The 25,013-nt window shown below is 65.1% G+C and carries 33 protein-coding genes and 1 pseudogene; 17 read left to right on the plus strand and 17 right to left on the minus strand.

Annotated features, from left to right (window positions below):
* Window position 1 precedes the first annotated feature (1 nt).
* The 12 genes and pseudogenes from F1642_RS05115 to F1642_RS16355 form a co-directional block, all read right to left on the minus strand.
* Window positions 2-196 (minus strand): phage head-tail joining protein, encoded by a 195-nt coding sequence (locus tag F1642_RS05115; RefSeq protein ID WP_194885656.1) that lies wholly within the window; start codon window positions 194-196, stop codon window positions 2-4.
* Window positions 196-1,236 (minus strand): terminase gpA endonuclease subunit, encoded by a 1,041-nt coding sequence (locus tag F1642_RS15445; RefSeq protein WP_255522137.1) that lies wholly within the window; start codon window positions 1,234-1,236, stop codon window positions 196-198. Before F1642_RS15445 ends, F1642_RS05115 begins: the two co-directional genes overlap by 1 nt.
* Window positions 1,237-1,504: 268 nt before the next feature.
* Window positions 1,505-2,377, minus strand: a pseudogene (locus F1642_RS15450) (phage terminase large subunit family protein); the annotation flags it as partial.
* Between the two features lies 1 nt (window position 2,378).
* Window positions 2,379-3,053, minus strand: a complete 675-nt coding sequence (locus F1642_RS05125; protein WP_255522138.1) for a terminase small subunit — start codon at window positions 3,051-3,053, stop codon at window positions 2,379-2,381.
* A gap of 119 nt (window positions 3,054-3,172) precedes the next feature.
* Complete coding sequence (locus F1642_RS05130; protein ID WP_194885658.1) at window positions 3,173-3,895, minus strand: hypothetical protein; 723 nt, start codon at window positions 3,893-3,895, stop codon at window positions 3,173-3,175.
* A gap of 279 nt (window positions 3,896-4,174) precedes the next feature.
* On the minus strand, window positions 4,175-4,927 hold the full coding sequence (locus F1642_RS05135) for a hypothetical protein (RefSeq protein WP_194885659.1): 753 nt from the start codon (window positions 4,925-4,927) through the stop codon (window positions 4,175-4,177).
* Window positions 4,924-5,469, minus strand: coding sequence for a hypothetical protein (locus F1642_RS05140; protein WP_194885660.1), 546 nt, complete (start codon window positions 5,467-5,469; stop codon window positions 4,924-4,926). Before F1642_RS05140 ends, F1642_RS05135 begins: the two co-directional genes overlap by 4 nt.
* 254 nt (window positions 5,470-5,723) lie before the next feature.
* Complete coding sequence (locus F1642_RS05145) at window positions 5,724-6,356, minus strand: DUF1376 domain-containing protein (protein ID WP_194885661.1); 633 nt, start codon at window positions 6,354-6,356, stop codon at window positions 5,724-5,726.
* Window positions 6,353-6,874 (minus strand): NUMOD1 domain-containing DNA-binding protein, encoded by a 522-nt coding sequence (locus F1642_RS05150; RefSeq protein WP_194885662.1) that lies wholly within the window; start codon window positions 6,872-6,874, stop codon window positions 6,353-6,355. The genes F1642_RS05145 and F1642_RS05150 overlap by 4 nt, the downstream gene beginning before the upstream one ends.
* Window positions 6,871-7,017 carry a hypothetical protein gene (locus tag F1642_RS05155; RefSeq protein WP_157001411.1) on the minus strand — a complete coding sequence of 49 codons (147 nt, stop codon included), beginning with the start codon at window positions 7,015-7,017 and terminating at the stop codon, window positions 6,871-6,873. Before F1642_RS05155 ends, F1642_RS05150 begins: the two co-directional genes overlap by 4 nt.
* Before the next feature lie 11 nt (window positions 7,018-7,028).
* A complete protein-coding gene (locus tag F1642_RS05160; RefSeq protein ID WP_045982194.1) occupies window positions 7,029-7,277 on the minus strand; it encodes a hypothetical protein in 249 nt (82 codons plus the stop codon).
* A gap of 71 nt (window positions 7,278-7,348) precedes the next feature.
* Window positions 7,349-7,576, minus strand: a complete 228-nt coding sequence (locus F1642_RS16355; RefSeq protein WP_194885663.1) for a helix-turn-helix transcriptional regulator — start codon at window positions 7,574-7,576, stop codon at window positions 7,349-7,351.
* A gap of 95 nt (window positions 7,577-7,671) precedes the next feature.
* On the opposite strand from F1642_RS16355, the gene F1642_RS05170 reads away from it, so the two are divergent.
* The 15 genes from F1642_RS05170 to F1642_RS05240 all read left to right on the plus strand — a co-directional run bounded on the left by F1642_RS05170 (window position 7,672) and on the right by F1642_RS05240 (window position 16,377).
* Entirely contained in the window at window positions 7,672-7,986 is a 315-nt protein-coding gene (locus tag F1642_RS05170) for a helix-turn-helix domain-containing protein (protein WP_045982196.1), read from the plus strand.
* Between the two features lie 329 nt (window positions 7,987-8,315).
* On the plus strand, window positions 8,316-8,453 hold the full coding sequence (locus F1642_RS05175) for a hypothetical protein (protein ID WP_157001413.1): 138 nt from the start codon (window positions 8,316-8,318) through the stop codon (window positions 8,451-8,453).
* Window positions 8,454-8,579: 126 nt separating this feature from the next.
* Window positions 8,580-8,939, plus strand: coding sequence for a hypothetical protein (locus F1642_RS05180; protein WP_194885664.1), 360 nt, complete (start codon window positions 8,580-8,582; stop codon window positions 8,937-8,939).
* Between the two features lie 12 nt (window positions 8,940-8,951).
* Window positions 8,952-9,935 (plus strand): DUF2303 family protein, encoded by a 984-nt coding sequence (locus F1642_RS05185; protein ID WP_052714716.1) that lies wholly within the window; start codon window positions 8,952-8,954, stop codon window positions 9,933-9,935.
* Window positions 9,936-10,196: 261 nt separating this feature from the next.
* Window positions 10,197-10,382 carry a hypothetical protein gene (locus tag F1642_RS05190; protein WP_194885665.1) on the plus strand — a complete coding sequence of 62 codons (186 nt, stop codon included), beginning with the start codon at window positions 10,197-10,199 and terminating at the stop codon, window positions 10,380-10,382.
* Between the two features lie 182 nt (window positions 10,383-10,564).
* A complete protein-coding gene (locus tag F1642_RS05195; protein WP_194885666.1) occupies window positions 10,565-11,398 on the plus strand; it encodes a ParB N-terminal domain-containing protein in 834 nt (277 codons plus the stop codon).
* 250 nt (window positions 11,399-11,648) lie between these two features.
* Window positions 11,649-12,293 (plus strand): hypothetical protein, encoded by a 645-nt coding sequence (locus F1642_RS05200; protein WP_255522169.1) that lies wholly within the window; start codon window positions 11,649-11,651, stop codon window positions 12,291-12,293.
* The gene (locus tag F1642_RS05205) at window positions 12,290-12,823 is read left to right on the plus strand and encodes a hypothetical protein (RefSeq protein WP_194885668.1); all 534 of its coding nucleotides are present in this window, start codon (window positions 12,290-12,292) and stop codon (window positions 12,821-12,823) included. The genes F1642_RS05200 and F1642_RS05205 overlap by 4 nt, the downstream gene beginning before the upstream one ends.
* A 193-nt stretch (window positions 12,824-13,016) precedes the next feature.
* Window positions 13,017-13,208: a hypothetical protein gene (locus tag F1642_RS05210; RefSeq protein ID WP_194885669.1), complete on the plus strand. Its 192-nt coding sequence runs from the start codon at window positions 13,017-13,019 to the stop codon at window positions 13,206-13,208.
* Window positions 13,209-13,264: 56 nt separating this feature from the next.
* Window positions 13,265-13,549, plus strand: a complete 285-nt coding sequence (locus F1642_RS05215; RefSeq protein ID WP_194885670.1) for a helix-turn-helix domain-containing protein — start codon at window positions 13,265-13,267, stop codon at window positions 13,547-13,549.
* Entirely contained in the window at window positions 13,546-14,271 is a 726-nt protein-coding gene (locus tag F1642_RS05220; protein ID WP_194885671.1) for a hypothetical protein, read from the plus strand. Before F1642_RS05215 ends, F1642_RS05220 begins: the two co-directional genes overlap by 4 nt.
* A gap of 32 nt (window positions 14,272-14,303) precedes the next feature.
* On the plus strand, window positions 14,304-14,456 hold the full coding sequence (locus tag F1642_RS05225; RefSeq protein WP_194885672.1) for a hypothetical protein: 153 nt from the start codon (window positions 14,304-14,306) through the stop codon (window positions 14,454-14,456).
* Window positions 14,449-14,787 carry a hypothetical protein gene (locus tag F1642_RS05230; RefSeq protein WP_194885673.1) on the plus strand — a complete coding sequence of 113 codons (339 nt, stop codon included), beginning with the start codon at window positions 14,449-14,451 and terminating at the stop codon, window positions 14,785-14,787. Before F1642_RS05225 ends, F1642_RS05230 begins: the two co-directional genes overlap by 8 nt.
* 17 nt (window positions 14,788-14,804) lie before the next feature.
* Window positions 14,805-15,518, plus strand: coding sequence for a tyrosine recombinase XerC (gene xerC, locus F1642_RS05235; protein WP_194885674.1), 714 nt, complete (start codon window positions 14,805-14,807; stop codon window positions 15,516-15,518).
* A gap of 307 nt (window positions 15,519-15,825) precedes the next feature.
* Window positions 15,826-16,377 (plus strand): DNA topology modulation protein FlaR, encoded by a 552-nt coding sequence (locus tag F1642_RS05240; protein WP_194885675.1) that lies wholly within the window; start codon window positions 15,826-15,828, stop codon window positions 16,375-16,377.
* Window positions 16,378-16,394: 17 nt separating this feature from the next.
* Here the strand turns inward: F1642_RS05240 and arsJ are convergent, their stop codons facing one another.
* From arsJ to F1642_RS05265, 5 genes are read right to left on the minus strand one after another with little or no spacing between them, the layout of a single operon-like run.
* Window positions 16,395-17,660, minus strand: coding sequence for an organoarsenical effux MFS transporter ArsJ (gene arsJ, locus F1642_RS05245; RefSeq protein ID WP_194885676.1), 1,266 nt, complete (start codon window positions 17,658-17,660; stop codon window positions 16,395-16,397).
* Window positions 17,657-18,667 (minus strand): ArsJ-associated glyceraldehyde-3-phosphate dehydrogenase, encoded by a 1,011-nt coding sequence (locus F1642_RS05250; protein ID WP_194885677.1) that lies wholly within the window; start codon window positions 18,665-18,667, stop codon window positions 17,657-17,659. The genes arsJ and F1642_RS05250 overlap by 4 nt, the downstream gene beginning before the upstream one ends.
* A gap of 4 nt (window positions 18,668-18,671) precedes the next feature.
* The gene (locus F1642_RS05255; RefSeq protein WP_194885678.1) at window positions 18,672-19,508 is read right to left on the minus strand and encodes a helix-turn-helix domain-containing protein; all 837 of its coding nucleotides are present in this window, start codon (window positions 19,506-19,508) and stop codon (window positions 18,672-18,674) included.
* A gap of 60 nt (window positions 19,509-19,568) precedes the next feature.
* Entirely contained in the window at window positions 19,569-20,255 is a 687-nt protein-coding gene (locus tag F1642_RS05260; RefSeq protein WP_194885679.1) for a response regulator transcription factor, read from the minus strand.
* Window positions 20,252-21,832: an ATP-binding protein gene (locus F1642_RS05265; protein ID WP_176695105.1), complete on the minus strand. Its 1,581-nt coding sequence runs from the start codon at window positions 21,830-21,832 to the stop codon at window positions 20,252-20,254. The genes F1642_RS05260 and F1642_RS05265 overlap by 4 nt, the downstream gene beginning before the upstream one ends.
* A 216-nt stretch (window positions 21,833-22,048) precedes the next feature.
* Between F1642_RS05265 and F1642_RS05270 the strand changes: the two genes are divergently transcribed.
* Together F1642_RS05270 and F1642_RS05275 are read left to right on the plus strand one after the other, a co-directional pair.
* Complete coding sequence (locus tag F1642_RS05270; protein ID WP_194885680.1) at window positions 22,049-23,302, plus strand: glycosyltransferase family protein; 1,254 nt, start codon at window positions 22,049-22,051, stop codon at window positions 23,300-23,302.
* A gap of 27 nt (window positions 23,303-23,329) precedes the next feature.
* Window positions 23,330-24,562: a glycosyltransferase family 4 protein gene (locus F1642_RS05275; RefSeq protein WP_194885681.1), complete on the plus strand. Its 1,233-nt coding sequence runs from the start codon at window positions 23,330-23,332 to the stop codon at window positions 24,560-24,562.
* The last annotated feature ends 451 nt before the right edge of the window (window positions 24,563-25,013 follow it).

Below are 25,013 nucleotides of genomic sequence, written 5' to 3' on the forward strand. Positions count from 1 at the left end.
GTCAGCCCCGCGAGAACGTCGGCAGCAGCAGGCGCGAGACCGGGAGCGGGTCCAGCTCGCGCTCGATCATGGCGACAATGCGCTGCATCTCGTCGAGGCTGCGGAAGGTCACCTTCTCGCCGTTCAGTTCGAGCGAGGTGACACCCCGGGCGATGTTCGCCTTCAGCTCTGCAAGATGCTGCGCGGTATAGGCCATCAGAGCCACTTCCCTCTTTGCTGGATCCATCCCCCGCGACCGGGGGCGGAGATCGGCGCGCGCGGCGGGGCCACGGGGCGCTTCGGTTCGTCTGTCGTGTGTTCCTCGGACACCTCCGCGGCTTCCCTGTCGGCATCTTCCTCTCGCTCGTCCGGAACCTCGGGCTGCAGAAGGTGCGGGTTCTCCGCGGACCAGCTGGCCCAGAAGGCAGGGGCGGACCAGTCGATCCGCTCCGCCCCCTTGATGATGTGCACGGCGCGGGCCTGGACAAGGTGGTCGAGGCTTTCGTTGCGCACGATGCCGGGCCGCTTCTCCCATCCACCCGGCGTGCGCCGTTCGGCGGTGAACTCGGCCAGCTCCTCCGGCGTCATCCATTCCGGGATCAGGCAGGCGTTGACCATGTCGTCCTCGGCCCTGAGCGAGGCCGCGACCGCATCCTTCAGCCGGTCGACCGCCATGAACAGGATCTGGATGTCCTTGGCGACGCGGCGGCGGCGGTTCTTCTGGCTGGCGGCCTCCGGGGCCTTAAGCCAGACGCGGTCGGCCTTCTTCAGCCCGCCTTCGCCGCGCGTCAGGTACCACAGGCCCGCCTGACCCTCGCGGCGGCGGCCCCGGTAGAAGCGATAGGCGTTGTCAGTAGTGGCGCCGCCGCCGTGGAGGTCGATGGCCAGCGCCACCGCGGTCAGCCGCGCGTCCGATCCGACGACCGGCCAGCTGCGCCCGGCCAGTGGCGCAAGTACCTCCCAATCCTCGGCGACCTCGAAGGGCTTCAAACGGCGACCTTCGCCCGCACCCGGCAGGGTGACGATGTCGAAGCGGTCGATCGGCATATGCCGGCCGTTCTCGCCCCAGGCCGTGACCCCGACCGAGAAGTAGGTGCCCTGGACGTCCACCGAGACGGTCAGGTAGCGCGCCCACCGGGGCGCGGTGCCCTTCGGCAGATCGAGGCCACGGGCCTTGTCGCGCAGACCCTGCACCGTCACCTCCAGGTCGGACACTGCAGAGCGCGGGAAGTAGGGCTGGGCCTGCCCGGTGTTCATCGCCGTCTTCAGCTTCTCCTCGTCGCCGGTGGCCTCGAAGGTTTTTTACTGCCTGGCAGTAGCTCGTGACGAGATCGCGCCACGAGGCGAAGGACGCTGCCGCCCCGTCCAGCCAGTAGCTGAGCATGTCGGTCTTGCGCACCGCGCCGCTGTCGATCGCCACTAGCTTCGGCTGGCCGTTGGCATCCATCTCGCGACCCTCGTGCAGCCACCGGCCCGCGCCGTTCAGTTCGCGCTTCAGCTGGTGGCCAAAGCCGTGGCCGCAATGCGGGCAAATCATCTGCGCCGCCTCTCCAGCCTCCATCGGGTCGGCGCTATCCGGGTAGCGCAGGCGTCTGAAGGTCGGCTCGAACTCGGCCTCGCAGTTCGGGCAGGGCCAGTACCAGCGGCCCCGCGTGCCGTGCGGATAGAGTGACAGCACCCCGTATTCCACTGGCGGGCAGTCATGCGGCGTGGACGGGCGCCAGGACTCGTCCTTCAGCGGCGCGCCGGGGCTGCTTTCGACCACGACCATGCCACGCGAGAGATAGGTCCGCGCCCGCGCCCGCATCAGCGAATAGGCATCGCCCTCGCCATCGATGCTTTCCGGGAAGTGATCGTAATCCGTGCCCAGGACCAGCCTCATGGTCGCCGAGCTGAGCTTGGTGATCGTCGGCCAGTCGATCGTCAGCTGCGTGCCGCCCGTGTAGAGCTTGTGGTAGATGTTGTCCGAGCCGCGCCCGCTGCCCTGCCGCGTCCGCAATTCCGGGCTGTTGCGCACCATCGGCGAGATCTTGTTGCGCTCGAACTCGGCTGCCGCCTCGCGGGTCATCTGGAACAGCGCCACCCGGCCCGGATCGGCGGTGATCGTGTAGGCGATGGCCGATTGCAGCATCTGCGTCTTGCCCGACTGCGACGGTCCGCAGAAGGACAGCCCGCGATAGCTCCGCGAGGCGATCATGTCGGTCGGCTCGACCATGTAGGGCGTCACGTCGCGCCGGAACGGCTGCCACTGCCCCGACACGTTCACGCGCATGTACCGCTCGGCGGCCTCGGTGACCGAGATCTTCTGCGCCGGCCGCCAAGCGGGCAGCGCCATCTTCAAGGCCACCCGCGGATCGGCGTAGGGTGGCAGGGGTTCGAATTGGTCCAGGCTGCGCATGTCAGATCAGGATCCTGGCGTTGTAATCGACATCGGGCACGTCGCGCTCGCGCAGCTCGGCCTCCTCGATCCGGTCCGCGATGGTGGTCAGGATGTCGGCCCCGATATTGCCGACCGTGGCCACCTGGACGGCGGTCAGGTCCAGTTCGCGCTCCAGCCGGTCGGGCATGGATTCAAGGCCGTCGCGGACGATCTTGCCGATGCTCTCCAGAAGTTCGAGGACATCGTCGAGCGGTACCAGCCGCCGGCGGTTCAGCTGCGCCGCCGACCACCGGATGTCGGCCTCAGCCAGCTCGCGCCGTTCCTTGCCCGACAGGGTCGCGGCCTGGCTGTCGACCTCCACACCCAGGAACTCGGCCCGAAGCATGCTGATCTGGTTCTCGTTGTGGCGGTTGCGGTGCGCGGCGTCCGCCTCGCGCCCCTTCCGCCACGACCAGCAGTGCGAAAGGCGCAGAACGTAGGCCCGACCATTGCCGCCGACCTGCGCCACCGGCATCCCGTCGCGGATCCACTTCGCCACGGTGTTGACCGTGGTCCCGAAGGCCTGCGCGATCTCCTCCTGGTTCATGTCCGCGTCGAGGATGGTGTCGGGGAGCGGGAACCGGTGCAGCAGCTGCGCCAGCTCGTCGTCGATCTCAACCGGCAGCAGCTTGGGCAGTTCATCCTGTTCCGACATGCCAAACCCCAACAACAACCCCATCCCGTGCGGCTGAAAACTCCAGAAAAAGTTGCGAATAGCGGGGTGCGAATTACCCCCGTGCGATCTGTGCCCAGGAAGGACCCGCGGGGGTCCGGTCAGGCCCGCGCGGCGGCCTTGCGGGCCATCCGCTCGAAAGTCCGGGCCAGATGGCCGGGCAGCTGCGCCCGATAGACCTCCTCGGCCCCATCCTGAAAGCCGAGCCGTTCGGTATAGGCAGGCGCGACGGCGCTGAAGTGCAGAATCTTGCTGATGGTCCCATCTGCCGCGCGCTTCCAGATCCCCGGCGACAGGCCCGACCCCTCGCGCGGCACGAAGAAGCCAGCCCGCTTGCGCTTGCGCTTCCGCGCATCTGCTGTCGTGTTCGTGCTGGCATCGCGCTGCGATTGGATTGCCGACAGCGCTTGGTTGCGTTCCGCGTTCGACCAGTTGCCATAAGCATCGAGGCGCGCGCCGCCCGCCGGCATTACCGACTGGATGATCCCTGCATAGGACAGACGCGACGACAGCAGCGCCTCCAGCCCGGTCTGCCCACGCCGCCCGCCCAGTTCCTGCGTCTTAAGGTAATGCCGCTTTCCGACCGATGGACGCTCAAGCACCGAGGCTTCCAAGTCGCTTGGCTTCGCACGCCAGACCATGAACGCGTTCTTGGTGAACCGCGTCGGGCGGTCGAAGACCTGATCCATGCGCTCCTGCACATGCTTCAGGACATCGTCAGCAGTATCATTCAGCGCCCAAACCACGGCCTGCTTTGCGTCCTTGTCACCCAGCTGGCGCAGGTTCCGCTGCAACGCCTCGTCGTCGATGCTGATCTTCAGCATGTCGCGTCAGTACCAGAAGCGAATGCCCCGGTACCGCATTGGGCGGAGACCGAGGCGCGCCCGTACGACGATCTGATTGCTCAGGCTCATGACAGGCTCCGTTGCTGAGGGATTAAGCCGTGCCTGATGGGTCGGTCACCATTGCCGATCGAACGGCTGGCACGGGAAGCTCACCCCTACGGATAACCGACAAGCACTCCGGAACGACGAACGCCCGCGAGGGGATGATCCCTGCGGGCGCACGTCTGGATAATAGTGAAATGTATGCCCGCGTGCGTCCTAAGAAATCAAGGAAGAATTTTTCCGCGATCCGCTTTTCTTGCCCAGCATCCGATCGAGGCTGAGCTTCAGAGCATCGACGAGAAGCGCTATGTTCCGAGACGTTCCGGTCCATCCGTGCCCGTCCAACACCTCTCGAAAGCTTTTCCCATGCAGACAGACGGCATCGATCAGGTCACGATCGCGGATGATCGACGCTGTAGCTTTCCCCCGCGCCGAGGGGCGAACCCGGCGAACCACCATCGCGGCCCCTGCCCCGACACGCTGGCGCAGCTGCTGGATCTCGATGCCCGTGGCGAGATACGCGTCAATGAACTCGCCCCCCGATGATCCGCCGCCACTGCCCCGTGCCTCCAGACTAGCGCACCGCATTCCTCCAGCATCATGCCGTTCGACCAGGTCGCGGTAATGCCGCGCGATGGTGACCTGCGCCTTGGAGAATGGTGGTACAGGATCACGGCCTTCCTTGCGTGCCCGGACCGCCTCGCGCTGGTCGAGAGTATCGAACACGTCAATCGCCCGCGCCGCCCGGAACCCACGCCAGCCGGTGGCTTCGACCTTGTATCCCGTTTCCGACTTTTCGTCCGGCATGACAACGTTCGGTGTTACGGCCACCGATGGCCCGCGGGCGGGGGCAATGGGAATGGCAGGCCCGCACCCTTCCGCAGGCATGGCGCGAGCGATGATCCCCGCCACCCGCTCGCGTTCTTGGGCTCGGCGCAATGCCCCCATCTCGCCGTTGTAGATCGTCATGCTGCTGTTCCCTCTTCCGTCACGGCGGTCTGGATGGCCTCGATCTCCGCAAGGTCCTCATGCCAGACCGACAGCCATTGCTTTTCGGCCAGGGTGGCGCGCCCGGCCTCGATGTTCTCGCGGATCACCTTGCGCTTGTGCCGATTGCTGTCCGCATCCTGCTTGAGCCGGGTGATGATGTACTTGCCCGGCGGGGGGCCAAGCTTCTTGGCGATCTGGAACAGTTCGACCGCCCAGCCCTCGGCCATTGCCTGTCGGCCCATCGCCGACTTGATCAGGCTTTGCGCATAGGCGCTGTCGCGCGGCGGCGGGCACTGGATGGTCATTGCCCAAGCGCGGATCAGACCCTCTTCCGGCCAGACGCCCTTGACCGCGTGCCGCGCGATCAGGTCGACCATAGCCCGCAGGTTGTCGTCCGACATGTAGGTCAGCCAGTCCCGCAGCCGGGCCAGCGCCTTGTCGTGTGCCTCACCACTTGTCCCGCGCCTCCGCGCCAGGCCCGCAAGGGGCTGCATCAACAGCATGTCGACGCGCGCCCTCATCTCTGCATTGCAACCCGACATCCGGACCTTCCCCTTTCACCAGCAATTCGACTTATCCACAGGCACGACCTCTCGGAGGCGCCCATAAGGTTTCATGTCCTTGTCTGTGTCCGTGTATTGTCCTGTAGGGCAGCTAACAGTTGCGGACCTGTTAAAGCGCTGCGATCCTAACTGTTGCTAACTGTTATGCGTAACAGCGACTAACAGTGAATTGCAGCGCGATAACAGCGGCCTGCAGGACGATCACACGATCATCAGACCTCCCGTCCCGCCATGTGCACGACCCGCAGGCTGCCCATGATTTCCTCTGCCGCAACGCGGACGTTGTCGGCGGTGATGTAGAGATCGTTTTCCCGCAGCCATTCGGCGATCTGATCGACCGCCTGGCTATTATCGGCCATCTTGGCGTGCTTGATCTCGCGCAGCTTGGCGCGGATGCGGGATTTTTGCATGCCTTGCTGGGCGACCTCGCGGCTGCGTTCGCGCCCGCGCTTGCGACGGAACTGTGCCTCGGCAATTTCCGAGAGCAGAGGGTGGCCTAACCGAGCAACCGCGCCGACAGGGGCCTCGTCGATATGCGTCGACCTCCAGCCGTACAGCGCAAGCCCGCCGCGGGCCTCAATCCAACCCTCAAGATCCGCGCCGAACCCGGCCAGACGCGCGAGCTCGACATCATCGTCGGGCAGCGTGCCGGCGGGATTCTGCTTCATGGCTGCGCACCACAAAAGCAGCGCAGTGCCGATGTCCTGTCGCCGGTTCGCTTGGATGGCCTTGGCGACGAAGCGGGACGACAGCAGCTGCTCTCCGTAGAGCGGCATCCAGTCAAAGTTGGGCAGGCGATCGCCGTGCTGCAGTGGATAAGCCCAGAACTCTACGACGTCCGTCATGCCGACCGCCCCGGCTGCAGCTTGTCAGCTTGCATCAGCTTGCTCAGCAGATATTGCCAGTAGTCCGCTGATGGGCCCGCCTTGAACTCCCGCGCCATGTGCGAATAGCTGACATTCAAGGCGCGGGCTGCCGCTGCGATCGACGGAAACTCGCGTCCGTGTATCAAGCAACGCTTGGCACCGGATTTACCCCTGGGACGCGGGGAGCGGCTGCCCAGCCCTGCACCATCCGCCGAGCCTCTCAGACGAAGCTGCCCAGTGATCGACGTCGGGCAGATCTTCAAGGTCGCGGCCGCCACGGAGATTGAGGGATAGATCACGCCACGGACACGCACTGGCACACAGTTAGGATGGTTGGGGCGATGTTTGACCAGCCCCGCCCGGTTCCGGGCGCGCCATTCCTTCTGTCGCCGCAACTCCGCCTGGCGGCAAACATCGCAACGGCACCGCAGGCGGTTGTATGCATAGGAATTCCCGTGATTGATCGGCCGCAGCTGATCTTGTGCGGCCTCCATCATGCTTCATCCTCCTCCGGCGCACCCTCGCGCGTCGTCCGCGGAACGCGACGGAAGAATTTTTCCGAAATGGATTTGAGACGCTGGTAGCGGCCGAGGGCGCGCATGGCGCGCGCCTCGTAGAACCGCCCCAGGACGTGGTTCATTAGCCGATGCATCATTGTCCCTCGATCCGGCTGAAGACGATTTCGGCGCCAGCGATGGCGAGGACCGCCATGATGTAGCGCAGCTTGGGGTCATGCTCCTCGCGCAGCCAGTTGATGACCTGCCGATGGCTGACATCCAGCACCGCTGAGGCCTTCTCGGCCAGCTCACGCTCGGACTGTGCGGGGAAGGCCCGCCACAGAAGGTCGCGGAACCAGCGCCGGTTGGCGCGGGGGTCTGTCGAATATGCAGGATTTTTCACGGGCAGCGCTCCATATTGGTCCTGTGAAGAGTGACCAGTCGAGCAATGAAAAGAGGACGCGGCATGTTGGTTCATGCTGCGTCCTCGGGCTTTCTAGCATTTGTGAACATCTGAGCGAGGTCGGGTCGGACGCTTGCGATGGGCAATCCAAGTGCAGCAGCAAAGGCTTCTGCCTTCTCAACACCTATGCGCCGATGACCACTTTCGATAAGGCTCAACATACCGCGGGATATGCCAGCGGCTGCGCAAATCTGCGCGCGAGACAGGCCTCTGGCCGTGATATGTTCTCTGATCTCCATGCCGGATTGTTTACACACAGAAAACAAAACCGCAAGTGGGCCTGTTTACTTAGTGTAAGTTTTGCAGGATCGCGGAAGCTGGCATTGTTTGCCGTATGAAATACCGCATCAAAGAGCATCGCCAAGCGCGAGGTTGGACCCAGGAACAGCTGGCCGAGATGGCCAATGCGTCTAAGGGCTACATCTCACTGCTCGAAAGCGGAAGGCGAGATCCTAGCGCGGAAACCCTTCGCTCACTGGCCGCAGCGTTTGGCGTAGACGTGACCGCATTGATCGAACCATCAACAGATGCCGCTCGGTCGATCATCGATCACCTGGAGATTTTTCAGAAGCTCTCCGAGGCAGATCAGGCAGTAGTTGCGAGGATTGCTTTGTCGATGGCGCCGAAGGACGAGACCGGATCGCAGTGAATAATTGAAGCCTATCAGCTTCAGAAATTGCCACCAACACCGCCGCAATATCAAACTCATCTGGCACATCTACCTCCAACAACGATGAGAACATTAGGCGAACAAAAGCAGCCACGACAACCATAAAGATTTGTTGCATCTGCCCTTACACGTCTGTTTTCACCCGAATCACCAATATTTATGCACTGCACGGTCTGGGCACCGCGCCACTTGTCGGCGGGCAACCGACTATCGCCAGTGTTTACACACAGAAACTTTTTTCTTGCTGTCTAAGTTTACTGTGTGTAAATCTCACAGCAACCGGCACTGTGCCGGGCTGGAGTGAAGCTATGCACCTCATCCCCATCATCACGCTGCGCCTGGCACAGGCTGCGCTGGTCGTAACCTTCTATCTGACCGCGCCGACTTTGGTCGCGGCAGCCATTGCCTACGGCGGAACAGCACTCGGCCAGGCAACGAACTGGTAGGCGCATCGCGCCACCAGACGAGGTGCAGCCCTCCCTGCTTCGCCGCACCTCGTACTCGCCCGCAGCCGCCTCTCCTCCCTCAGCGGCTGCGGGCATTTTTCCATCCACATCCACAAGGACCGATCCATGTCCAAGCCACCGGAACTGCGCAGCCTCGATCAGCTGCTGTCACTCGCCGACAATGGCGACTACCTGCCCGACCTGCTGTCGCGGATCGAGGCCAACAACGTCGAGATGCGCCAGTTCGCGCAGGACTTCGCATCCAGCGCAAAGGGCAAGATCACCCTGACGATCGACATGAAGACCGACCGCTTCGGCCAGGTCGAGCTGGTGATCGAGGACAAGATCGTCGGCCCCAAGCCACCCAAGCACAAGGCAGTCGGATGGCTGACCGGCGATGGTGCGCTGACCACCCACAACCCCGCCCAGTCCCGCATGGAGGTCCGCGACGTCGGCGGACACCGCGAACTGCGCACAGCCGAGTAAGGACACCGGCCCATGACACAAGAACCCGCCAAGAACTTCGCCGAGACAATCATCGAGGAGACGCGCCCGGTCTGCGATTTTCGGTATATCAGTTTCCCCACAAACGATGATCCGCAGCAGCCGACCATCATTGCCGCACCCTCGGACATGCGCCTGCACGATCTGACCGAACAGCACCGCAAGGCGATCGAGGCGCTTAAACCGATGCAGCGCACCGGCAAGGCCGTCGTGTCCGACCTGCCCAGCCTGATCGAGTGGACGAACCGCTTCAAGGGTGACGACACCGTCCTGTTTGCACAGATCCAGCCCAAGCCGCAGCTGCTGTCGATCATCGACTATCATGGCGCAGGTGCACCGACGATCGACCCTGCTGCGGGCGATCCCACCGCCAGCTATGGTCGCCACACCGCGCTCTACACGTTCCCGGTGTCCGAGGAATGGAAGCGTTGGACGGCGATCAGCGGGCAGGCGCTGACAAAGGACCAGTTCGGCGAGTTCATCGAAGAGAACGCCAATGATCTGCTAGACCCGACCCCCGCCCTCCTGGCCAACCGCGCCGATGGTGCCGAGGCTTGGGAACAGCGGATGGTCGAGGTTGCGCAGAAGCTGCAGGGCCGTTTTGGGCAGTACGCTACGCTAGTCCAGCTGTCGCGCAGCTTTGCTGTCCATGAGGTCGGCCACCTCCAGGTGACGACTAACCGCGATACCGGCGAGACGCAGGTTCAGTTCCTGGACGAGCATCGCGATCCGGACGGGCAGCCCCTCCGCCTGCCCAATCTGTTCATGATCGCCATCCCGGTCTTCGAGGAGGGTGCGCTGTACCGGCTGGCGGTCCGCTTCCGCTACCGGAAGGCAGGGTCGGAAGTAAAATTCTTCGCCACCCTCTACAACCCGGACGCCGCGCTGCGCGATGCTGCTCGCGAGGCTCTTGCATGGGCGCACGAACAGACCGCCGTGCCGCTGCTGATGGGCACCCCGGAGATCGGCGCCCGCTGATCAAGCGCCTGGCTGGCGCACAACAGCGCCAGTTCCCCCTTCCCAGCAATCGAATGGAGCCATGGCCATGCGCCCTGCACCAAGTGCCCCGTACCACCCCGCGAACACCGCCGACGCGGAGCGCATTGCCCACTTGCGTGCAACGCGCTTTGGCATTGAATCTACAGATGACCCACTGCCCTCGATGGCGATCGTTGCATACCTCGCTGTCGCTATGATCGGCGGGACCGTTGGCGGCGTTCTTGCCTGGTGGTTCTTTGCATGACCGCCCCCGCACCACCCGCCCGTAACTTGGTGATTTCGTGCCTGCGCGAAGGTCTGGGCGTCGAGGACATTGCAGTGATCTGCGAATGCCATGCTGACCAGGTCCGCGCCATTGCCGCCGAGCTGCGGAGCGCCGGCATCATGCAAGCCATCCGCTTCGACCCGCCAAGGTGCGCGGCCTGACCGTCAAGCGGTCAATCCGCCAGCGCAACCACGATAAATCCATCACCCCTTCAGACGGAGGCCTCGGCCATGACGATCATCGGAAACCTCCCCGTTCGCCCCGAAATCCTCGGCAAGCTGATCGAGGAACATCTGACGCTGGCGATGGCCGCTCAGGTCCAGCTCGGAAAGCGGGTGCTGAAATGAACGCCGCAACCCACTTTCGCACGATCGACATTTCAACCATGCAGCCCGCTGTGCTGGCACCCCAGCCCGCGCCGCAAATGCTGTGGGTTGAGTTGGAGCAGCTGGTGATCGATGACCGGTACCAGCGCCCAATAAATGATGGGAACCGCAGGGCGATCAAGCGGATCGCCAGTGGCTTCCGCTGGTCGCGGTTTTCGCCGGTTATCGTCGCCCCGATCGAGGGCGGACGTTATGCCCTGATCGACGGCCAGCACCGCGCTCATGCCGCGGCGCTGTGCGGGATCAAGAGCATTCCGGCTATGGTGGCTCTTGTCGCGCCTGAGGAACAGGCGCAGGCCTTCATCGACATCAACACACGGCAAATCCGGGTTGGCTCTGAACAGGTATATCGCGCCGCTTTGACCGCTAATGAGCCTTGGGCAATTGCCTGCCGCAATGCTGTCGAGGCCGCAGGTTGCCGCTTGATGACATCCAAGTACAGCACCGCCGCCAAGAAGCCTGGGCAGGTATTTTGCGTCGATCTGATCAGGCGGATGGTGGAGGCAGGGAAAGCCGACGCCGTGACGATTGGCCTGAAATCGATGCTGGAATACGACCCCAGTGCGACGGCCAACTTCTCTAATGCGATGCTGGTCCCTTGGCTTGGAGCAGTCGCAGAAACTGGCGCCAATGCCGTGCAGCTGGTCGCCAGCTTGAATGCCCGCCGGCCATGGCTGGTCATCGAAACTGCCGACCGCCTGGCCAAGGCAGAGGGCAAACCGCTGGCCGTGACGCGTCGGGGCTTTTTCGTGGCTGCGATCCACCAGGTTCAGCGGGAGAGCGAGGCATGAGCCAGCAGCTTTCCCTGTTTGCTCCCCCAGCACCCAAAGCGCCGCCATACCGCCTTGGCTGGCTCAGGGCACCTTGCGACATGGTATTTTGGGAGTGGAACGAGGCGGTGCCCAATCTTCAGCCTTTCCGGTACTGGACCTGCTGGCGCGGCATGAAGCGTGCGACCCCGACCCGCTTCAACGTCTTTGCCGGCGCATACAGTCAGTGTGCACTATGCGTGTCCTGATCGCCTGTGAGACATCCGGCGTGATGCGCCGCGCCTTTGCCACCCGCGGCCACGACGTATGGTCCTGCGACCTCCTTGCGGCCGAGGACGGCAGCAACCGCCACATCCGGGGCGACGTGCGCGACATCCTGGACGATGGCTGGGACCTGATGGCGGTCATGCACCCGCCCTGCACCCGCCTGTGCCGGTCCGGTCGCCGATGGATGTCTGGGCCGGGCAAGTGGACGCCGCCCAAGCAGCTGCCCAAAGGCCGCACCTGGTCGAGCATGCGCGAGGAGTTCGAGGCGGGCGTGGATCTGTTCACCGCGTGCTGGCGCGCGCCGATCGAGCGGGTCGCGATCGAGAACCCCGAGATGAACGACCTCGCCAAGGACCGAATGCCGGCTGACCTCCCTGCCCCGCAGATTGTCCAGCCGTTTTGGTTTGGCGAACCTGCCTACAAGGCCACGGGCTTCTACCTGCGCGGCCTGCCGCAGCTGGTGGCGACGAACATGTTGGCCGAGCCGGAACGCGGCAGCGCCGAGTGGAGGGCATGGAGCGCGATCCACCGTGCCCCGCCGGGACCGGACCGATGGAAGATCCGCAGCAGAACATTCGCGGGCGTGGCCGACGCCAGCGCTGATCAATGGGGCGGCTACGCCGTCCAAGCACAGGAGATGACGGGATGAACGCCCATAAGAAACTGACGATATTGGCGTCGTGCCCGTTCTGCGGGTGTGCGGCAGCCTACTATGGGGCGGCCGTCCGCTGCACCAGCTTCAAATGTAACGCTGGCCTCAGTCCAAACTGGGCCACCAAGGCGGTTAGATCTGTCCAGGGCAATCCTGATGAACGCCTGCGCCATGCGCAGGTAGAGACTGCCGAACGCTGGAACCGCCGCGCGCCGCAGGCTGCCCCCGCCCCGTATGATGGGACTATTGATCGAGCAGCGATCATGGCCGCCATCAAGGCCATACCGCGCCGAAAGGAGGCTTTGGGAGGGCAGACCCTTAGCTATGTGCAGCTATCAGAGGTTCTCGACACAATCGAGACTGCTGCCCCCGCCCCGTCTGATGCGCTGCGGGAGGAGAACGAGAGGCTGCGATACGTTCTAGATGGTGTGCGTGGTGCTATATCCACTGGTCGCAATGAGCCTCTGATGGTGTGGCTTGACCAGATCAACATAGCCCTGTCCACCCCCACGGAGGTAGAGGCATGAGCGCAGAACCCTGTCACTGGATCAAAGACGCCGATGTGCCGGGTGGGAAGTTCCTAGTCCCTGGTTGCGCAAACCGGGCGATCTATGGAGATGACGCGGAATGCCAATGCGAGACCATCAGCTACAATGACGACGCTGATGGCGTGGAACGCTGCCCTCACTGTGGGCAGATCGTCGGACAGGAGGGAGAGGCATGAGCCATACCCGAGCTGAATACCTCGCCAGCCAGATCGAAGCCTGCATGACCGGCGGCAAGCTGTTTACCCGCAAGATGATGGAGCAGACGCGCGACGAGCTGCGCCGCCTGGACGCCGAAAACGAGCCGCTCCGGCAGGCGCGAACGGCTGCGAAGGTGTCGAAGCCGCGCGCACGAGGAAGGGATTGACGCACATGGTCAGGGGAACAAGCCACTGCGTGCACAAGTCGGTCAGCGAGCCCTTCATGGACCAGGTCGACTTGGCAACGATCGGGACCCTGACCGCGCCCCGCGTGACAGTTCGTCAGATTGCCGTCGAGGTCTGCTCACACACCGGAAACAGCGTGCACGCCGTCTTCGGGCGCAGCCGGGCCGCGCATGTCTGCAGGGTTCGGGAACTGGTGTGTTACATCGCGCATCGGCGCGGGCTTACCCTGTCACAGATCGGCAGGGCACTGCGTCGCGATCACAGCACCATCAAGCATGCGATTGATAACGAGGTCCGGCGCCGGGCGCAGGAGAGTGCATGAGCAATACAACCCGACCGCCATCCGCCAAGCCACTTTTCAAGGCGATCTCCGGCAAGGGCCGCGCGAAGTCCTCACCGGCCATCGCCATGTTCAGCGACCTTCCCGATCAGGCAAAGCCATTGCCAGAGCATGAGCGCAGAGCCGAGGACTTCTATCCGACCGGACAGCCAGAGGCGATCCGCAGCCTGTTCGGCTATGATGGCCCACGGATTCGCGACAGCTGGTCGGTCTGGGAACCTGCCTGTGGCGATGGCGCACTGGTTCGCGAGATCCGCGCAATGGGCATGACTTGCATTGCGTCGGATCTGGTTGATCGGGGATGCCCGGACAGCACGATCGCGAATTTCTATTCTGCGACTAGAAGCCCCGCCCGAGCGATCATCACCAACCCGCCGTTCTGCGAGATCAGCTCGAAAGGCGGTGGTCGTTGGCTGCGCCATACGCTGGCCATGCCTGGATGGGATTATCTCGCTCTTCTGCTTTCGTGGGACTGGCCCGCCGGGCGCATCAATGGCCTTGGGCAGCTTCTGGACGAACAGCCGTGCAGCTGGTCCTATCTGATGAGGTGGAAGCTGGACTTCACCGGCGAAGGCAACCCTGCGCAGCGCAACGGCTGGTTTGTCTGGGACAGACGGGATCCCCGCGGGCCGACACACCCAAAGCTGTATGGCGATTTCAGAATGATGGATCGGATTGATCCGCGACAGGAGGTATTGATCTGATGGGAAGACCCCGTGCCGTATCGTCTGCAGACATGGCCCGCACGCTGGATTGCCTGACCCGCGCCGGCATCTCCGTAGGCGAGATCATCGTCGAACCTGGACGCGTGCGCATCCTTCCAAAGGCTCTTGCACCAGAGGCGCTGCCCGTTGATCTTGTGGCCCCGAAGGAATGGCCCAGTGAGTGATGAAATGCGCCTGCAATACCCCGGCCTGCTGCGCGAGGTTTTGCCGTCAGGCACCGTGCGCTGGCGCGTCCGGAAGGCAGGCGACAAAAAGGTTCGCGTCCTGCTGAATGCAGGGCCTGATCATCCGCGATTTGGCGAACACTACCACGCGGCGCGCGCGGGCATTCAGCTGCCGCCGGAGGATGACGCACCGAGCGCAATCAAAGGTTCGATTGGCTGGCTGGTTGACCTGTACCGCACCGCAATGAAAGACATGCAGGAGCAAGGCCACCTGCACAAGGCCACTGCCATCAGCGTGGCCAGTTCCTGCTATGGCTTGCCTCAGAGGTAGGAGAGTACAGCGCCGCCATGCCACAGTCGCAGCTAATCCTGCTGCGCGACAAGAAGTCCGCGACGCCAGGTGCTGCAGACAACTTCATCAAAGCTGTCCGCGCCATGTATGCATGGGGTACTGATCGAGGTCACTGTAAGGCGAACCCGGCCGCGGGCATCGGCAAAATAAACCGCGGCACCGGGGCGACGGCATGGACAACCGACGACCTGCTGAAATACCGGGAACGGCACCCAAAGGGCACCATGGCGCATCTGGCGCTGTCGCTGCTGATGTTCACGGCATGCCGCCTCGGAGACGTCTATCGCCTTGGCCGCACCCACGAGATGCAACGCAACGGCGTCACCTGGTTGGATTGGCAACCCGAAAAGCGGGGCAGTTCGCGCGTCCGGATACCGATGCTGCCGCCGCTCCAGGCCGCCATCCGGGCGCAAACCATCATCGGGCCGACGTATCTGCTCACAGAGCATGGCAAGCCTTTTGCCAGCAAGAACGCCTTTGGCAACAAGTTTGCAGACTGGACCCGCCAAGCCGGGCTTGCAGGATTATCCGCGCATGGCATCCGGAAATCCGCCGGCGAATTGTTGGCGATGAATGGGGCCAGCCAGTACGAGGTCATGAGCGTACACGGCCACTCGAATGCGAAGACGAGCGAGATCTACACCGCCGGCGCGGATCGCGATCGACTGGCGGATCTGGCCATGCAGCGCATGACCGGAATTGACTGGTAAAACGTGGGACACCGGCAACCCTAACCGATTGATTCTTATAGAGCGCCATGTCGGGCGGCGTGGGACACTGCCGCGTTGATTTAGCTCATTTTTCGGTGTTTTGGATAGTCCTGCCGGGCCTACCATCCCCACACCGCCGACCGGTCCCACGCATGGACGTCCTCCGCGCTGCGAGGTTGCGGAACCAGCGTCTCGCAAGGATCGGCGTGAATCGTCCCAAGCTGAAATTATCCTGCCAATTCCGAACCAATCCGCGTAGAGCGTGTTGATCGCGCGTTCGTGAGCGGTTGGGGGATGGATGAGTTTGGTGACACGGGTGATGGTTCTGGGCGGGTCAGGGACGGGAAAGTCCTGGCTGGCGATGCGGCTGGCCGCGTTGGCCGGCCTGCCCGCGTACCACATGGATCAGCTGAGCTGGATGCCGGGCTTTGTCCATCGCAGCACCGGCGAGCTTGATGCCCTGACGCGCGAGATCCATGCACAGGAGCACTGGATCATCGAGGGCGGTCATTACGAGACGATGCATGAGCGCGCCGCCCGCGCCCATCTTCTGATCTGGGTCGATCCGTCCAGGCCGGTGCAGGTCGCCCGCGTCGCGTGGCGGTCGCTGCGTTATCACAATCGCACGCGGCCGGGCATGGGAGAGGGGTGCCGCGAGACGTTCGGCTGGCACACGCTGGATGCCATCGCCTATGCCCGCACCTCGCGGCAGTTTCATCGCGACCGCGCGACCGAGGTCATCGCCGCCGCAGGACCCCGACTGGCGCTTGCGCATATCCGGTCAGGGTGGCAGGCACGGCGGTTCCTGCGCCACTGCGCGCCCGTGCCGCGCACACGGGGTTTTCTGCTGCAACGGTAAAGGATGCAGGACGGCCTTCAGCGGGCCGGCCCCGCGCTTTCCGGGATGTCGATCAGCAGGCGGCGTGCCGCCCACCAGCTGGCAGCCGCCATCGCGCCGGCTGTGGCCAGGCACAGCGGCAGCCCGCCGACCTGATAGGACAGGCCCGACAGCAGCGTCCCGATCAGGCGGCCCGCCGCGTTCGCCATGTAGTAGAACCCGACATCCCGCGTGATCCGCTGTGCCTGACCAAAGGCCAGGATCAAATATGAATGAACGGACGAATTGACCGCAAAGACGAAGCCGAAGACCAGCAGGCCCAGAACCAGCAGCATCGTCAGCCATGGCGCAGGATCGCCCGCGATCACGACCGCCGCCGCCATCACGAAGGGGATTGGCACCAGCCGACCTGCCCACCGGACCGCGTCCCGGGTGATCTGCGCCTCGGGTCGGCCGGCGCCGCCCAGGATGCGCGGGACGGCAGCCTGAACCGCGCCATAAAGGATGATCCACAGCGCCATGAAACCGCCGACCAGAAAGAAGGCCTCGCGCCGCCCTTCGGCGGTGCCATCGGACAGGACGGCCTGAAAATAGATCGGGATGCCCACCACGAACCACACGTCGCGCGCGCCGAACAGGAACATGCGCGCCAGGGACAGCCGGTTCACGCGGCTGTCCCGCGACCGCCAGCCTGACCATCCTTCGGCCGCCTTCACCCGACCGGGCAGGCCCGCGGGCAGGAACAGGACCACCGCCACAAGAATCGCGGCCAGCACCGCGGCCATGCCCCAGACCGCCGCCTGGAACCCAGCAAAGGCCAGCAGTGCGGCGCCAAGGAAAAAGCCCATGCCCTTGACGGCGTTCTTGGACCCGGTCAGCGCAGCCACCCATCGGAACAGCCCGCCATCGGCGGCGGGGGCAAGGACCTTGACCGCCGATTTCGACGACATCTTGGACAGATCCTTGGCGACACCCGACGCGCCCTGCACCGCCATCACGAACATCACCGATGCCGTGACGCTCCATGCCGGGTCCAGCTGCGCCAGCGTCGCCAAGGCCGCGATCTGGATTCCCAGGCCCGCGTACAGGGTCGCCGCCAGCCCGAACCGGGCCGCCAGCCAGCCCGCGGCTAGGTTCGTGACGATCCCCGCAGCCTCGTACAGCAGGAACAGCCATGCCAGCTGGACCGGGGAAAAGCCCAGTCCGTTGAAGTGCAGCAGCACCAGCATGCGCAACGCGCCGTCCGACAGCATGAACGCCCAATAGGCCGCCGTCACCGCGGCATAGGCGCGGACCGGGTTCATGCCATCCGCCCCGCGACCATGCGCGCGACATCGACCAGCCGGCAGGCATAGCCCCATTCGTTGTCGTACCAGGCATAGATTTTGACCTGCGTCCCGTTCACGACCATCGTCGATCCCGCGTCGATGATCGCGCTGCGCGGATCGTTGACATAGTCGGTGGATACCAGCGGCCGCGTCTCATAGCCCAGGATGCCGTCCAGCGGTCCCGCCGCGGCGGCGGCGAACAGGGCGTTGACCTCCTCCACGCTTGTCGGACGCTCGACCTCGAACACGCAGTCGGTCAACGAGGCGTTCAGCAGCGGCACCCGGACCGCGTGGCCGTTCAGCCGACCCTTCAGCTCGGGATAGATCAGCGTGATCGCCGTGGCGCTGCCGGTCGTCGTAGGAATGAGGTTCATCAGCGCCGAGCGCGCGCGGCGCATGTCCTTGGCCGGTCGGTCGACGATGGTCTGCGTGTTGGTGACGTCATGGATCGTGGTGATCGACCCGTGGCGGATGCCCAGGGCCTCGTGGACGACCTTGACCACCGGGGCCAGGCAGTTCGTCGTGCAGCTGGCCGCCGTCACGATTCGCTGCCTGCCGTCATAGAGGTGATGGTTTACGCCATAGACCAGGTTCAACGCCCCGCCATCCTTGACTGGTGCGCTGACCACAACACGCGCCACGCCCATATCGAAATAGGGCGCGATCCGGTCCGCGGTCTTGAACACGCCCGTCGCGTCGATCACCAGGTCGACCCCCAGGTCACGCAGCTGCAGGGCGTCGATGGTCCGGTGATGCGTCAGCGGGATGCGGTGGCCATCCAGGACCAACGCCGCGCCGTCTGCCGCGACGGGCTTGGACCAGCGGCCGTGAACGCTGTCGAATTCCATCAGCAGGGCGTGCTGATCGGCATCGCCCGCCGCGTCGTTCAGCAGGACGATCCGGTCCCCCAGGCCCAGGTCGATCATCCGGCGCAGGGCCAGTTTTCCGATGCGGCCCAGGCCATTCAGTGCGATTCGGGTCATAGGGTCAGTCCTTGGCAAGTTCGTGGGCATCGATCTGATCGACCCGGTTCTGAAGCGAGATTCGGTCCAGGCTGGCCACCGGCAGGGCGGCAAAGGCTTCGATCCGGCGGCGCAGGGCGGCATAGGTCCGAGCAAAGACCAGCGCCCGTTCGGCGTCCGTCCCCTGCGCCTTGACCGGGTCGGGCAGTCCCCAATGCCCGGTGATCGGCTGGCCGGGCCAAGGGGGGCATTCCTCGGCCGCGGAGGTGTCGCAGACGGTGAAGACGAAATCCATCCTGGGGGCGTCTGGCGACTGGAACTCGGACAGATGCTTGGACCGCAGGGTGGTCGTGTCGTGGCCGTTGCGGTCCAGGACCTGCAGCGCAAGGGGGTTCGGATGCGTCCCCGCCCGGGTGCCTGCCGAATGGGCGATGAACCGATCGCCGCCCAGATCGCGCAGCAGCGCCTCGGCATAAAGCGATCGTGCGGAATTGCCTGAACAGATGAACAGGACATGGAAACCGGTATGCGTCACGGTCGGCTCCTTGGATTGTGGGATGCTGGTCAGAACGTCCGGGCGCGCGCGGCCAAGGTCCATTGCCAGATAGCCCAGCAGGCGGCCCGTCGCATCGACATCGATCGAATAGAGCAGCGACCGCCCCTGTCGCCGCACGGCGACAAGCCCGCATCCCGTCAGGTCGGACAGGTAATGCGACAGGGTGTTCGGCTTCAGCCCCAGCGCCTGCGCGATCTCGGTCGGGCGGACGGCGCGGGGGGCAAAGCGCATCAGAAGCCGGGCAACGGCAAGGCGACCGGGGTGGCCAAGGGTGGCAAAGGCGTGAGCGGCGCGGTCATGTTCCATGATTCCCGAATAATGGAATAATGACCCCGGCGCCAGTGAAGCTTTCATGACAGGACCGCGTCACCGGGCCGACAGCAAATACCCGAAGCCGCGCTGGTTGTGGATCAGCCGCGCATCGCCGTCCTGATCCAGCTTCTTGCGCAGATAGGCGATATAGACCTCGACGATGTTGGTCTGTGGGTCGAAGTTGTATCCCCAGACACCCTTCAGGATATCCACGCGCGACTGAACCTTGTCGGGACGCTCTGCCAGAAACCGCAGCAGCGAGAACTCGGTCGCCGTCAGGTCCAGGTCGCGGTCGCGTCGCGTCGCGGTCTTGGTGTCCAGGTCCAGGCACAGATCGCCGATGACGATGCGGGACGGGCGGTCCTCGCGCGCAGGCGCACGGCGCAGCAGGACAGCGATGCGGGCCAGCAGTTCCTCGAAGGCGAAGGGCTTGGTCATGTAGTCGTCGGCCCCTGCCCCCAGCCCCTCCAACTTCTCGGCCAGCGCGTCCTTGGCGGTCAGCATCAGGATCATCACGTCATGGCCCGCTGCGCGGATCTCCTGGCACAGGTCGGCGCCGTCGCCGTCAGGCAGCATCCGGTCCAGTACGACCAGGTCATAGCCCCCGTCCCGCAACCGCTGGTCCAGCCCCGCCGCGCAGTCGGCCAGATCGACGTGATAGCCCTCGGCCGTCAGGCCACCGGCCAGCAGGGCGGCGATCTCGGTGTCGTCCTCGACCACCAGGACGCGATCGGGGCTCATGCAACGGCCCTGCGTGCCAACGGCATGGTAATCTCGACCACGGCGCCGCGGCCGGGCGCGCTGTCGATGCGGATGGCGCCGTCATGCTGGTCGACGATCCATTTCGCGATGGACAGCCCAAGGCCCAACCCGCGACCCGACCGCGGTCGCGACGGGCGCGCGCTATAGAAGCGGGTGAAGGCGCTGCCCAGTTCGTCGCCCGTAAAGCCCGGTCCCTGGTCGCGCACGCGGATATGGGCGTGATCCTGTGACTGCGCCAGCTCCAGGCTGACGGTGGTGTCGGCGGGCGCCAGGCGGATCGCGTTATCCAGCGCGATCAGCACGGCCTGACGCAGGCGGTCGGGGTCGCCGCGCACCTCGACCGGTTCGCTGGGTTGGCTGGGACGGATGCGCACGCCGGGGCGCATCGCCATGTTCTGGCCGTCCAGCAACACGTCACCCACGATGTCCTGCAGCACAACACGCGTGCGGTTGACCATGATCGACCCCGATTCCGACCGTGCCAGGAACAGCAGGTCATCGATCAGCCGCCCGATCTGGTCGGTCTTGCGGACGATCTCGGACAGCACCTGCTGCAGGGTGGCGGCATCGGCGTCGGGGGTGCGGATCGCCATCTCGGCCTGGCCGCGCAGGATCGTCAGCGGCGTGCGCAGCTCGTGGCTGATATCGGCGAAGAAGTTCGCGCGGCTGGCATCGACCGACCGCAGTCGATCGTTGCTGGCCACCAGCGCCTCCGACCGTTCGCGCAGTTCGCGGGTGCGCTCCTCGACCTGCTGGGACAGTGTGGACTGCGCCTGCAGCAGGCTGTCGCGCTGGTCGCGGATCTGTCCGGTCATCTGGTTGAAGCGGCGCGACAGGTTGCCCAGCTCGTCGGGCGACGGATTGTCGATCACATGCGTCAGATCGCCCCGCCCGACCGCCTCGGCCCCCGCGTAGAGCGCCGAGACGGGGCGCAGGATCGCGCGGTTCATCATGACGATGTTCGCGACGCCCAAGACCGCCACGACCACGATCAGCCCGATGGCCAGATCGACGGCGCGTTCCGACAGGCGGGACGAACTGGCCAGCGCCTCGGCAACCTCGGCGCGTTCGCGCACGGTCGCCTCCTCGACCAACTCCAGCAGCACCTGCCCCAGCTGGTGATAGATGCGCGTGTTGAACACCTCCAGCGCCTCCGCGCGCCGGCCCGCCTGCAGGTGATCCTGGATCAGCAGGCGCGACTGGTCGATCTCCTGCACCTTGATCTCCATCTGGGCGACGCGGTCCAGTCCGCCCCAGGTCGCATCGGGCTCTCCGGCCAGCGCATGCTCCTCGCGGATCAGGTCGCGCTGGCGCTGCAGCCCGGACAGCAGCGAATCGCGCGCCTCGCGGATCTCGGCGTCCTGGTCCCCGGCGACGAACAGTTCGGCGATCTGGGCGGACAGCTTGTTGGCGTCGACCGCCACCAGATTGATGTTGCGCAGCTGCGCATAGGAGGTCTGAAGCTGCCGCCGGTCCTCGCGTGTCAGGCCCAGCCCGATGATGATCGCCAGACACACAAGCGTGACCGTGACCAGGCCGGTCAAATGACTGAGCATGATTTTCGTGCGGATTCTCATGGCATTGCGTTCCCGGCCGGTGGCGGCACGGTGCCGCCTGAGACAGCAGACTAGCGCAACTTCGCGGCCGTAAAAACGCCGATGCGCGGCTCTAATGATCTTCTAATTTGCAGCTTTGGATCGCACGCCAATATTTTGGAAGCACGAAGACGCCGCCGTCCAAGCACCTTCGCACACCCAGATCCCGAGGGCCCGATGACCAAGATGAACCCCGCCGATCCGCTGCATTACGCCGCCGCGCTGCGCCGTCAGCGGACCCGCGCGCCGCGGGTGGTCCTGTATTCGCACGACACCCTGGGCTTTGGTCATCTGCGGCGCAACATGCTGCTGGCGCAGGCGATCCGCGAATGCGGTCACGACCCCGAAGTGCTGCTGGTGGCCGGCATGCGCGAGGCCGGGGCATTCGCCCTGCCCGCGGGCGTCGACTGCCTGACGCTGCCGGCCTATGCCAAGGCCTCGGACGGCACCTATCATGCCCGCGACCTGGGCATCGGGGTCGACGCGCTGTGCGACATCCGCGCGGCGACGATCCGCGCCGCCGTCAAGAACTTTCAGCCCGACCTGATGATCGTCGACAACGTCCCCCGCGGTGCCCAGTACGAACTGGGCCCGACCCTGCGCGCACTGAAGCGGTCGGGCCGCACGCGGATCGTGCTGGGGCTGCGCGACATCATCGACCGGCCGTCCGTCATGCGCCAGCAATGGCTGCGCCAGCGCAATTTCGAGGCGCTGCAGGATCATTACGACGACATCTGGGTCTATGGCGACCCGGCGTTCTTTCCCACGGCCGACGAATACGGGCTGGGCCCCGAACTGTCCGCCCGCGTGACCTATACCGGCTATCTGGACCAGCGGGCGCGCCTGTCGCCCGATGCGCAGGGGGCCGACCCGCTGCAGGTGACGGGAGGCGATGCGCGCCCGTTCGTTTTGTGCCAGGTGGGCGGCGGGCGCGACGGGGTGGCCCTGTGCACGGCCTTCGCCGCGGCGCCCATGCCCGCGGGCCATCAGGGCATCCTGATCACCGGCACGCAGATGCCGCCCGAGGCACAGGCCCGCGTGGCGGCGCTGGCGCAGGGCCGGACCGACCTGACCATGGTCGATTTCGTGGCCGAACCGGTAGGGCTGGCCGCGCGCGCGGCGGCGCTTGTGGCGATGTGCGGCTACAACACCGCCTGCGAGATGATGTCGTTCGGCCTGCCGTCGCTGGTGGTCCCGCGGGTCCGGCCGCGCACCGAACAGCTGATCCGCGCGCAGCGCATGCAGGATCGCGGCATCGCCGACATGATCCATCCCGATGCGCTGTCGCCCACCGCCATCGGCGACTGGCTGGGCCGCGCGGTGACCCGGCAGGCCGGACCACGCGGCGTGGACCTGGACGGGCTGTCGCGCGTCACCGCGATGGCCACGCGGATGCTGGCCCCCCGCAAATCCCTGCGCCGCCTGGCCTGAAGACCCGACACAAGGAACCGTCCTCCCATGTCCGCACCCAAGATCGGCTATGTCCTGAAGCGCTATCCCCGCTATTCCGAGACGTTCATCGTCAACGAGATCCTGGCGCATGAGGCCGCGGGCCAGCCGATCGAGATCTTCTCGCTGCGCCCGGTCGAGGAGACGCACTTTCAGGACAACCTGGGCAAGGTCCGCGCGCCCGTCACCCGACTGACCGAACGGCTGAAGAACCCCGACGCGTTCTGGCGGCTGATGATGCGCGCCCGGGCCGGGCTGCCCGCGGCGTCATGGACCCTGCTGGGACAGATGAAGAACAGCAGCGGCCAGGATGTTGCGCAGGCGCTGGAGCTGGCGCTGGCCTGCCGCGAACGCGGGGTGGCGCATCTGCACGCGCATTTCGGCACCGTGTCCACGACGGTGGCGCGGCTGGCGGCACAGCTGGCGGGGATCGGCTATACCTTCACGGCGCATGCCAAGGACATCTATTTCGACTACGAGGAGAACATCCGCCTGGACGAGAAGCTGCGCGACGCGGCCCATGTCGTCACCGTGTCGGATTACAATGTCGGCTATTTGGAACAGCGGTTCGGCCAGGACGCGACCAATGTCAGCCGCATCTACAACGGCCTGGACCTGGACCGTTTCGCCCATCAGAACCCCGCACCCGATGCGACCGACATCCTGGCGGTCGGACGCCTGGTCGAGAAGAAGGGGTTCCACATCCTGATCGAGGCCGTGCGCCTGATGCGCGACCAGGGCCGCAGCGTGCGCTGCACCATCGTGGGCGGCGGGGACGAGGCGTCCTATCTGGCGGCCCAGATCGCCGCCGCCGACCTGGCCGATGCGGTCACCCTGGCAGGCCCGCGTCCGCAATCCGAGGTGATCGCGATGATGCGTCGGGCTGCCGTCTTCGCCTGCCCCTGCGTGGTGGGCCACGACGGCAACCGCGACGGCCTGCCCACCGTCCTGCTGGAGGCGATGGCCCTGGGAACGCCCTGCGTCTCGACCGCCGTCACAGGCATCCCGGAACTGGTCCGCGACGGGCAGACCGGGTTCTGCGTCCCGGAAGGCGACCCCCAGGCGCTGGCCACGGCGCTTGCGCGGATGCTGGACGATGCGGACCTGCGGCAGCGGTTCTCGACCGCGGGACGCGCGTTGATCGCGCAGGAATTCGACCAGCACGTCAACGCCGCGCGGCTTCGCGCCATCTGGCACGACGCCATCGCGGGCACCGACCTTCCCCAGCAGAGGTCCGCGTGATGCACGTCGCCTATGTCACCACCGATCCTGGCATTCCGCCCTTCGGCACCAAGGGCGCATCGATCCATGTGCAATCCGTGCTGCGGGTGCTGCTGGCGATGGGCCACCGGGTGACGCTGTTCTCTCCGTGCCTGGCGGTGGCGCCGGCGGCGGAGTTCGCGACTGTCGCGCTGCACCCCCTGCCCGGGGCGCCGCGTGGCGACGACGCGGAAGCGCGTGCCGCTTGGGCGTTGGCGCTGAACGAGACGGTCGCCGCGGCGCTGACGCAGGCGGGGCCGTTCGACCTGGTCTATGAACGCCATGCGCTGTTCGCGCATGGGGCGATGGAATGGGCCGGTCGCGGCGGTGTGCCGTCGGCGCTGGAGCTGAACGCCCCCCTGATCGCCGAGCAGACCCGTCACCGCCACATGGTCCGCCAGTCGGACGCCCCAAGCCAGCGCCCGCCGGGCTT

The sequence above is a fragment of the Paracoccus sp. NBH48 genome (assembly GCF_015390265.1).
GTDB classification, from domain to species: domain Bacteria; phylum Pseudomonadota; class Alphaproteobacteria; order Rhodobacterales; family Rhodobacteraceae; genus Paracoccus; species Paracoccus marcusii.

Excerpts from the sequence above, each read along its gene's own strand:
- F1642_RS05260 (WP_194885679.1), bottom strand. The coding sequence starts at position 20,255 with ATGAGCCCCGATCGCGTCCTGGTGGTCGAGGACGACACCGAGATCGCC.
- F1642_RS05115 (WP_194885656.1), bottom strand. The coding sequence starts at position 196 with ATGGCCTATACCGCGCAGCATCTTGCAGAGCTGAAGGCGAACATCGCC.
- F1642_RS05185 (WP_052714716.1), top strand. The coding sequence starts at position 8,952 with ATGACACAAGAACCCGCCAAGAACTTCGCCGAGACAATCATCGAGGAG.
- F1642_RS05255 (WP_194885678.1), bottom strand. The coding sequence starts at position 19,508 with ATGGAACATGACCGCGCCGCTCACGCCTTTGCCACCCTTGGCCACCCC.
- F1642_RS05195 (WP_194885666.1), top strand. The coding sequence starts at position 10,565 with ATGAACGCCGCAACCCACTTTCGCACGATCGACATTTCAACCATGCAG.
- F1642_RS05200 (WP_255522169.1), top strand. The coding sequence starts at position 11,649 with ATGCGCCGCGCCTTTGCCACCCGCGGCCACGACGTATGGTCCTGCGAC.
- F1642_RS05205 (WP_194885668.1), top strand. The coding sequence starts at position 12,290 with ATGAACGCCCATAAGAAACTGACGATATTGGCGTCGTGCCCGTTCTGC.
- F1642_RS05220 (WP_194885671.1), top strand. The coding sequence starts at position 13,546 with ATGAGCAATACAACCCGACCGCCATCCGCCAAGCCACTTTTCAAGGCG.
- F1642_RS05145 (WP_194885661.1), bottom strand. The coding sequence starts at position 6,356 with ATGACGGACGTCGTAGAGTTCTGGGCTTATCCACTGCAGCACGGCGAT.
- F1642_RS05275 (WP_194885681.1), top strand. The coding sequence starts at position 23,330 with ATGTCCGCACCCAAGATCGGCTATGTCCTGAAGCGCTATCCCCGCTAT.
- F1642_RS15445 (WP_255522137.1), bottom strand. The coding sequence starts at position 1,236 with ATGAACACCGGGCAGGCCCAGCCCTACTTCCCGCGCTCTGCAGTGTCC.
- F1642_RS05190 (WP_194885665.1), top strand. The coding sequence starts at position 10,197 with ATGACCGCCCCCGCACCACCCGCCCGTAACTTGGTGATTTCGTGCCTG.
- F1642_RS05210 (WP_194885669.1), top strand. The coding sequence starts at position 13,017 with ATGAGCCATACCCGAGCTGAATACCTCGCCAGCCAGATCGAAGCCTGC.
- F1642_RS05135 (WP_194885659.1), bottom strand. The coding sequence starts at position 4,927 with ATGACGATCTACAACGGCGAGATGGGGGCATTGCGCCGAGCCCAAGAA.
- F1642_RS05225 (WP_194885672.1), top strand. The coding sequence starts at position 14,304 with ATGGCCCGCACGCTGGATTGCCTGACCCGCGCCGGCATCTCCGTAGGC.
- F1642_RS05175 (WP_157001413.1), top strand. The coding sequence starts at position 8,316 with ATGCACCTCATCCCCATCATCACGCTGCGCCTGGCACAGGCTGCGCTG.
- F1642_RS05250 (WP_194885677.1), bottom strand. The coding sequence starts at position 18,667 with ATGACCCGAATCGCACTGAATGGCCTGGGCCGCATCGGAAAACTGGCC.
- F1642_RS05150 (WP_194885662.1), bottom strand. The coding sequence starts at position 6,874 with ATGATGGAGGCCGCACAAGATCAGCTGCGGCCGATCAATCACGGGAAT.
- F1642_RS05140 (WP_194885660.1), bottom strand. The coding sequence starts at position 5,469 with ATGAGGGCGCGCGTCGACATGCTGTTGATGCAGCCCCTTGCGGGCCTG.
- F1642_RS05215 (WP_194885670.1), top strand. The coding sequence starts at position 13,265 with ATGGACCAGGTCGACTTGGCAACGATCGGGACCCTGACCGCGCCCCGC.
- F1642_RS05180 (WP_194885664.1), top strand. The coding sequence starts at position 8,580 with ATGTCCAAGCCACCGGAACTGCGCAGCCTCGATCAGCTGCTGTCACTC.
- F1642_RS05125 (WP_255522138.1), bottom strand. The coding sequence starts at position 3,053 with ATGTCGGAACAGGATGAACTGCCCAAGCTGCTGCCGGTTGAGATCGAC.
- F1642_RS05130 (WP_194885658.1), bottom strand. The coding sequence starts at position 3,895 with ATGCTGAAGATCAGCATCGACGACGAGGCGTTGCAGCGGAACCTGCGC.
- F1642_RS16355 (WP_194885663.1), bottom strand. The coding sequence starts at position 7,576 with ATGGAGATCAGAGAACATATCACGGCCAGAGGCCTGTCTCGCGCGCAG.
- F1642_RS05170 (WP_045982196.1), top strand. The coding sequence starts at position 7,672 with ATGAAATACCGCATCAAAGAGCATCGCCAAGCGCGAGGTTGGACCCAG.
- F1642_RS05265 (WP_176695105.1), bottom strand. The coding sequence starts at position 21,832 with ATGCTCAGTCATTTGACCGGCCTGGTCACGGTCACGCTTGTGTGTCTG.
- arsJ (WP_194885676.1), bottom strand. The coding sequence starts at position 17,660 with ATGAACCCGGTCCGCGCCTATGCCGCGGTGACGGCGGCCTATTGGGCG.
- xerC (WP_194885674.1), top strand. The coding sequence starts at position 14,805 with ATGCCACAGTCGCAGCTAATCCTGCTGCGCGACAAGAAGTCCGCGACG.
- F1642_RS05155 (WP_157001411.1), bottom strand. The coding sequence starts at position 7,017 with ATGAACCACGTCCTGGGGCGGTTCTACGAGGCGCGCGCCATGCGCGCC.
- F1642_RS05270 (WP_194885680.1), top strand. The coding sequence starts at position 22,049 with ATGACCAAGATGAACCCCGCCGATCCGCTGCATTACGCCGCCGCGCTG.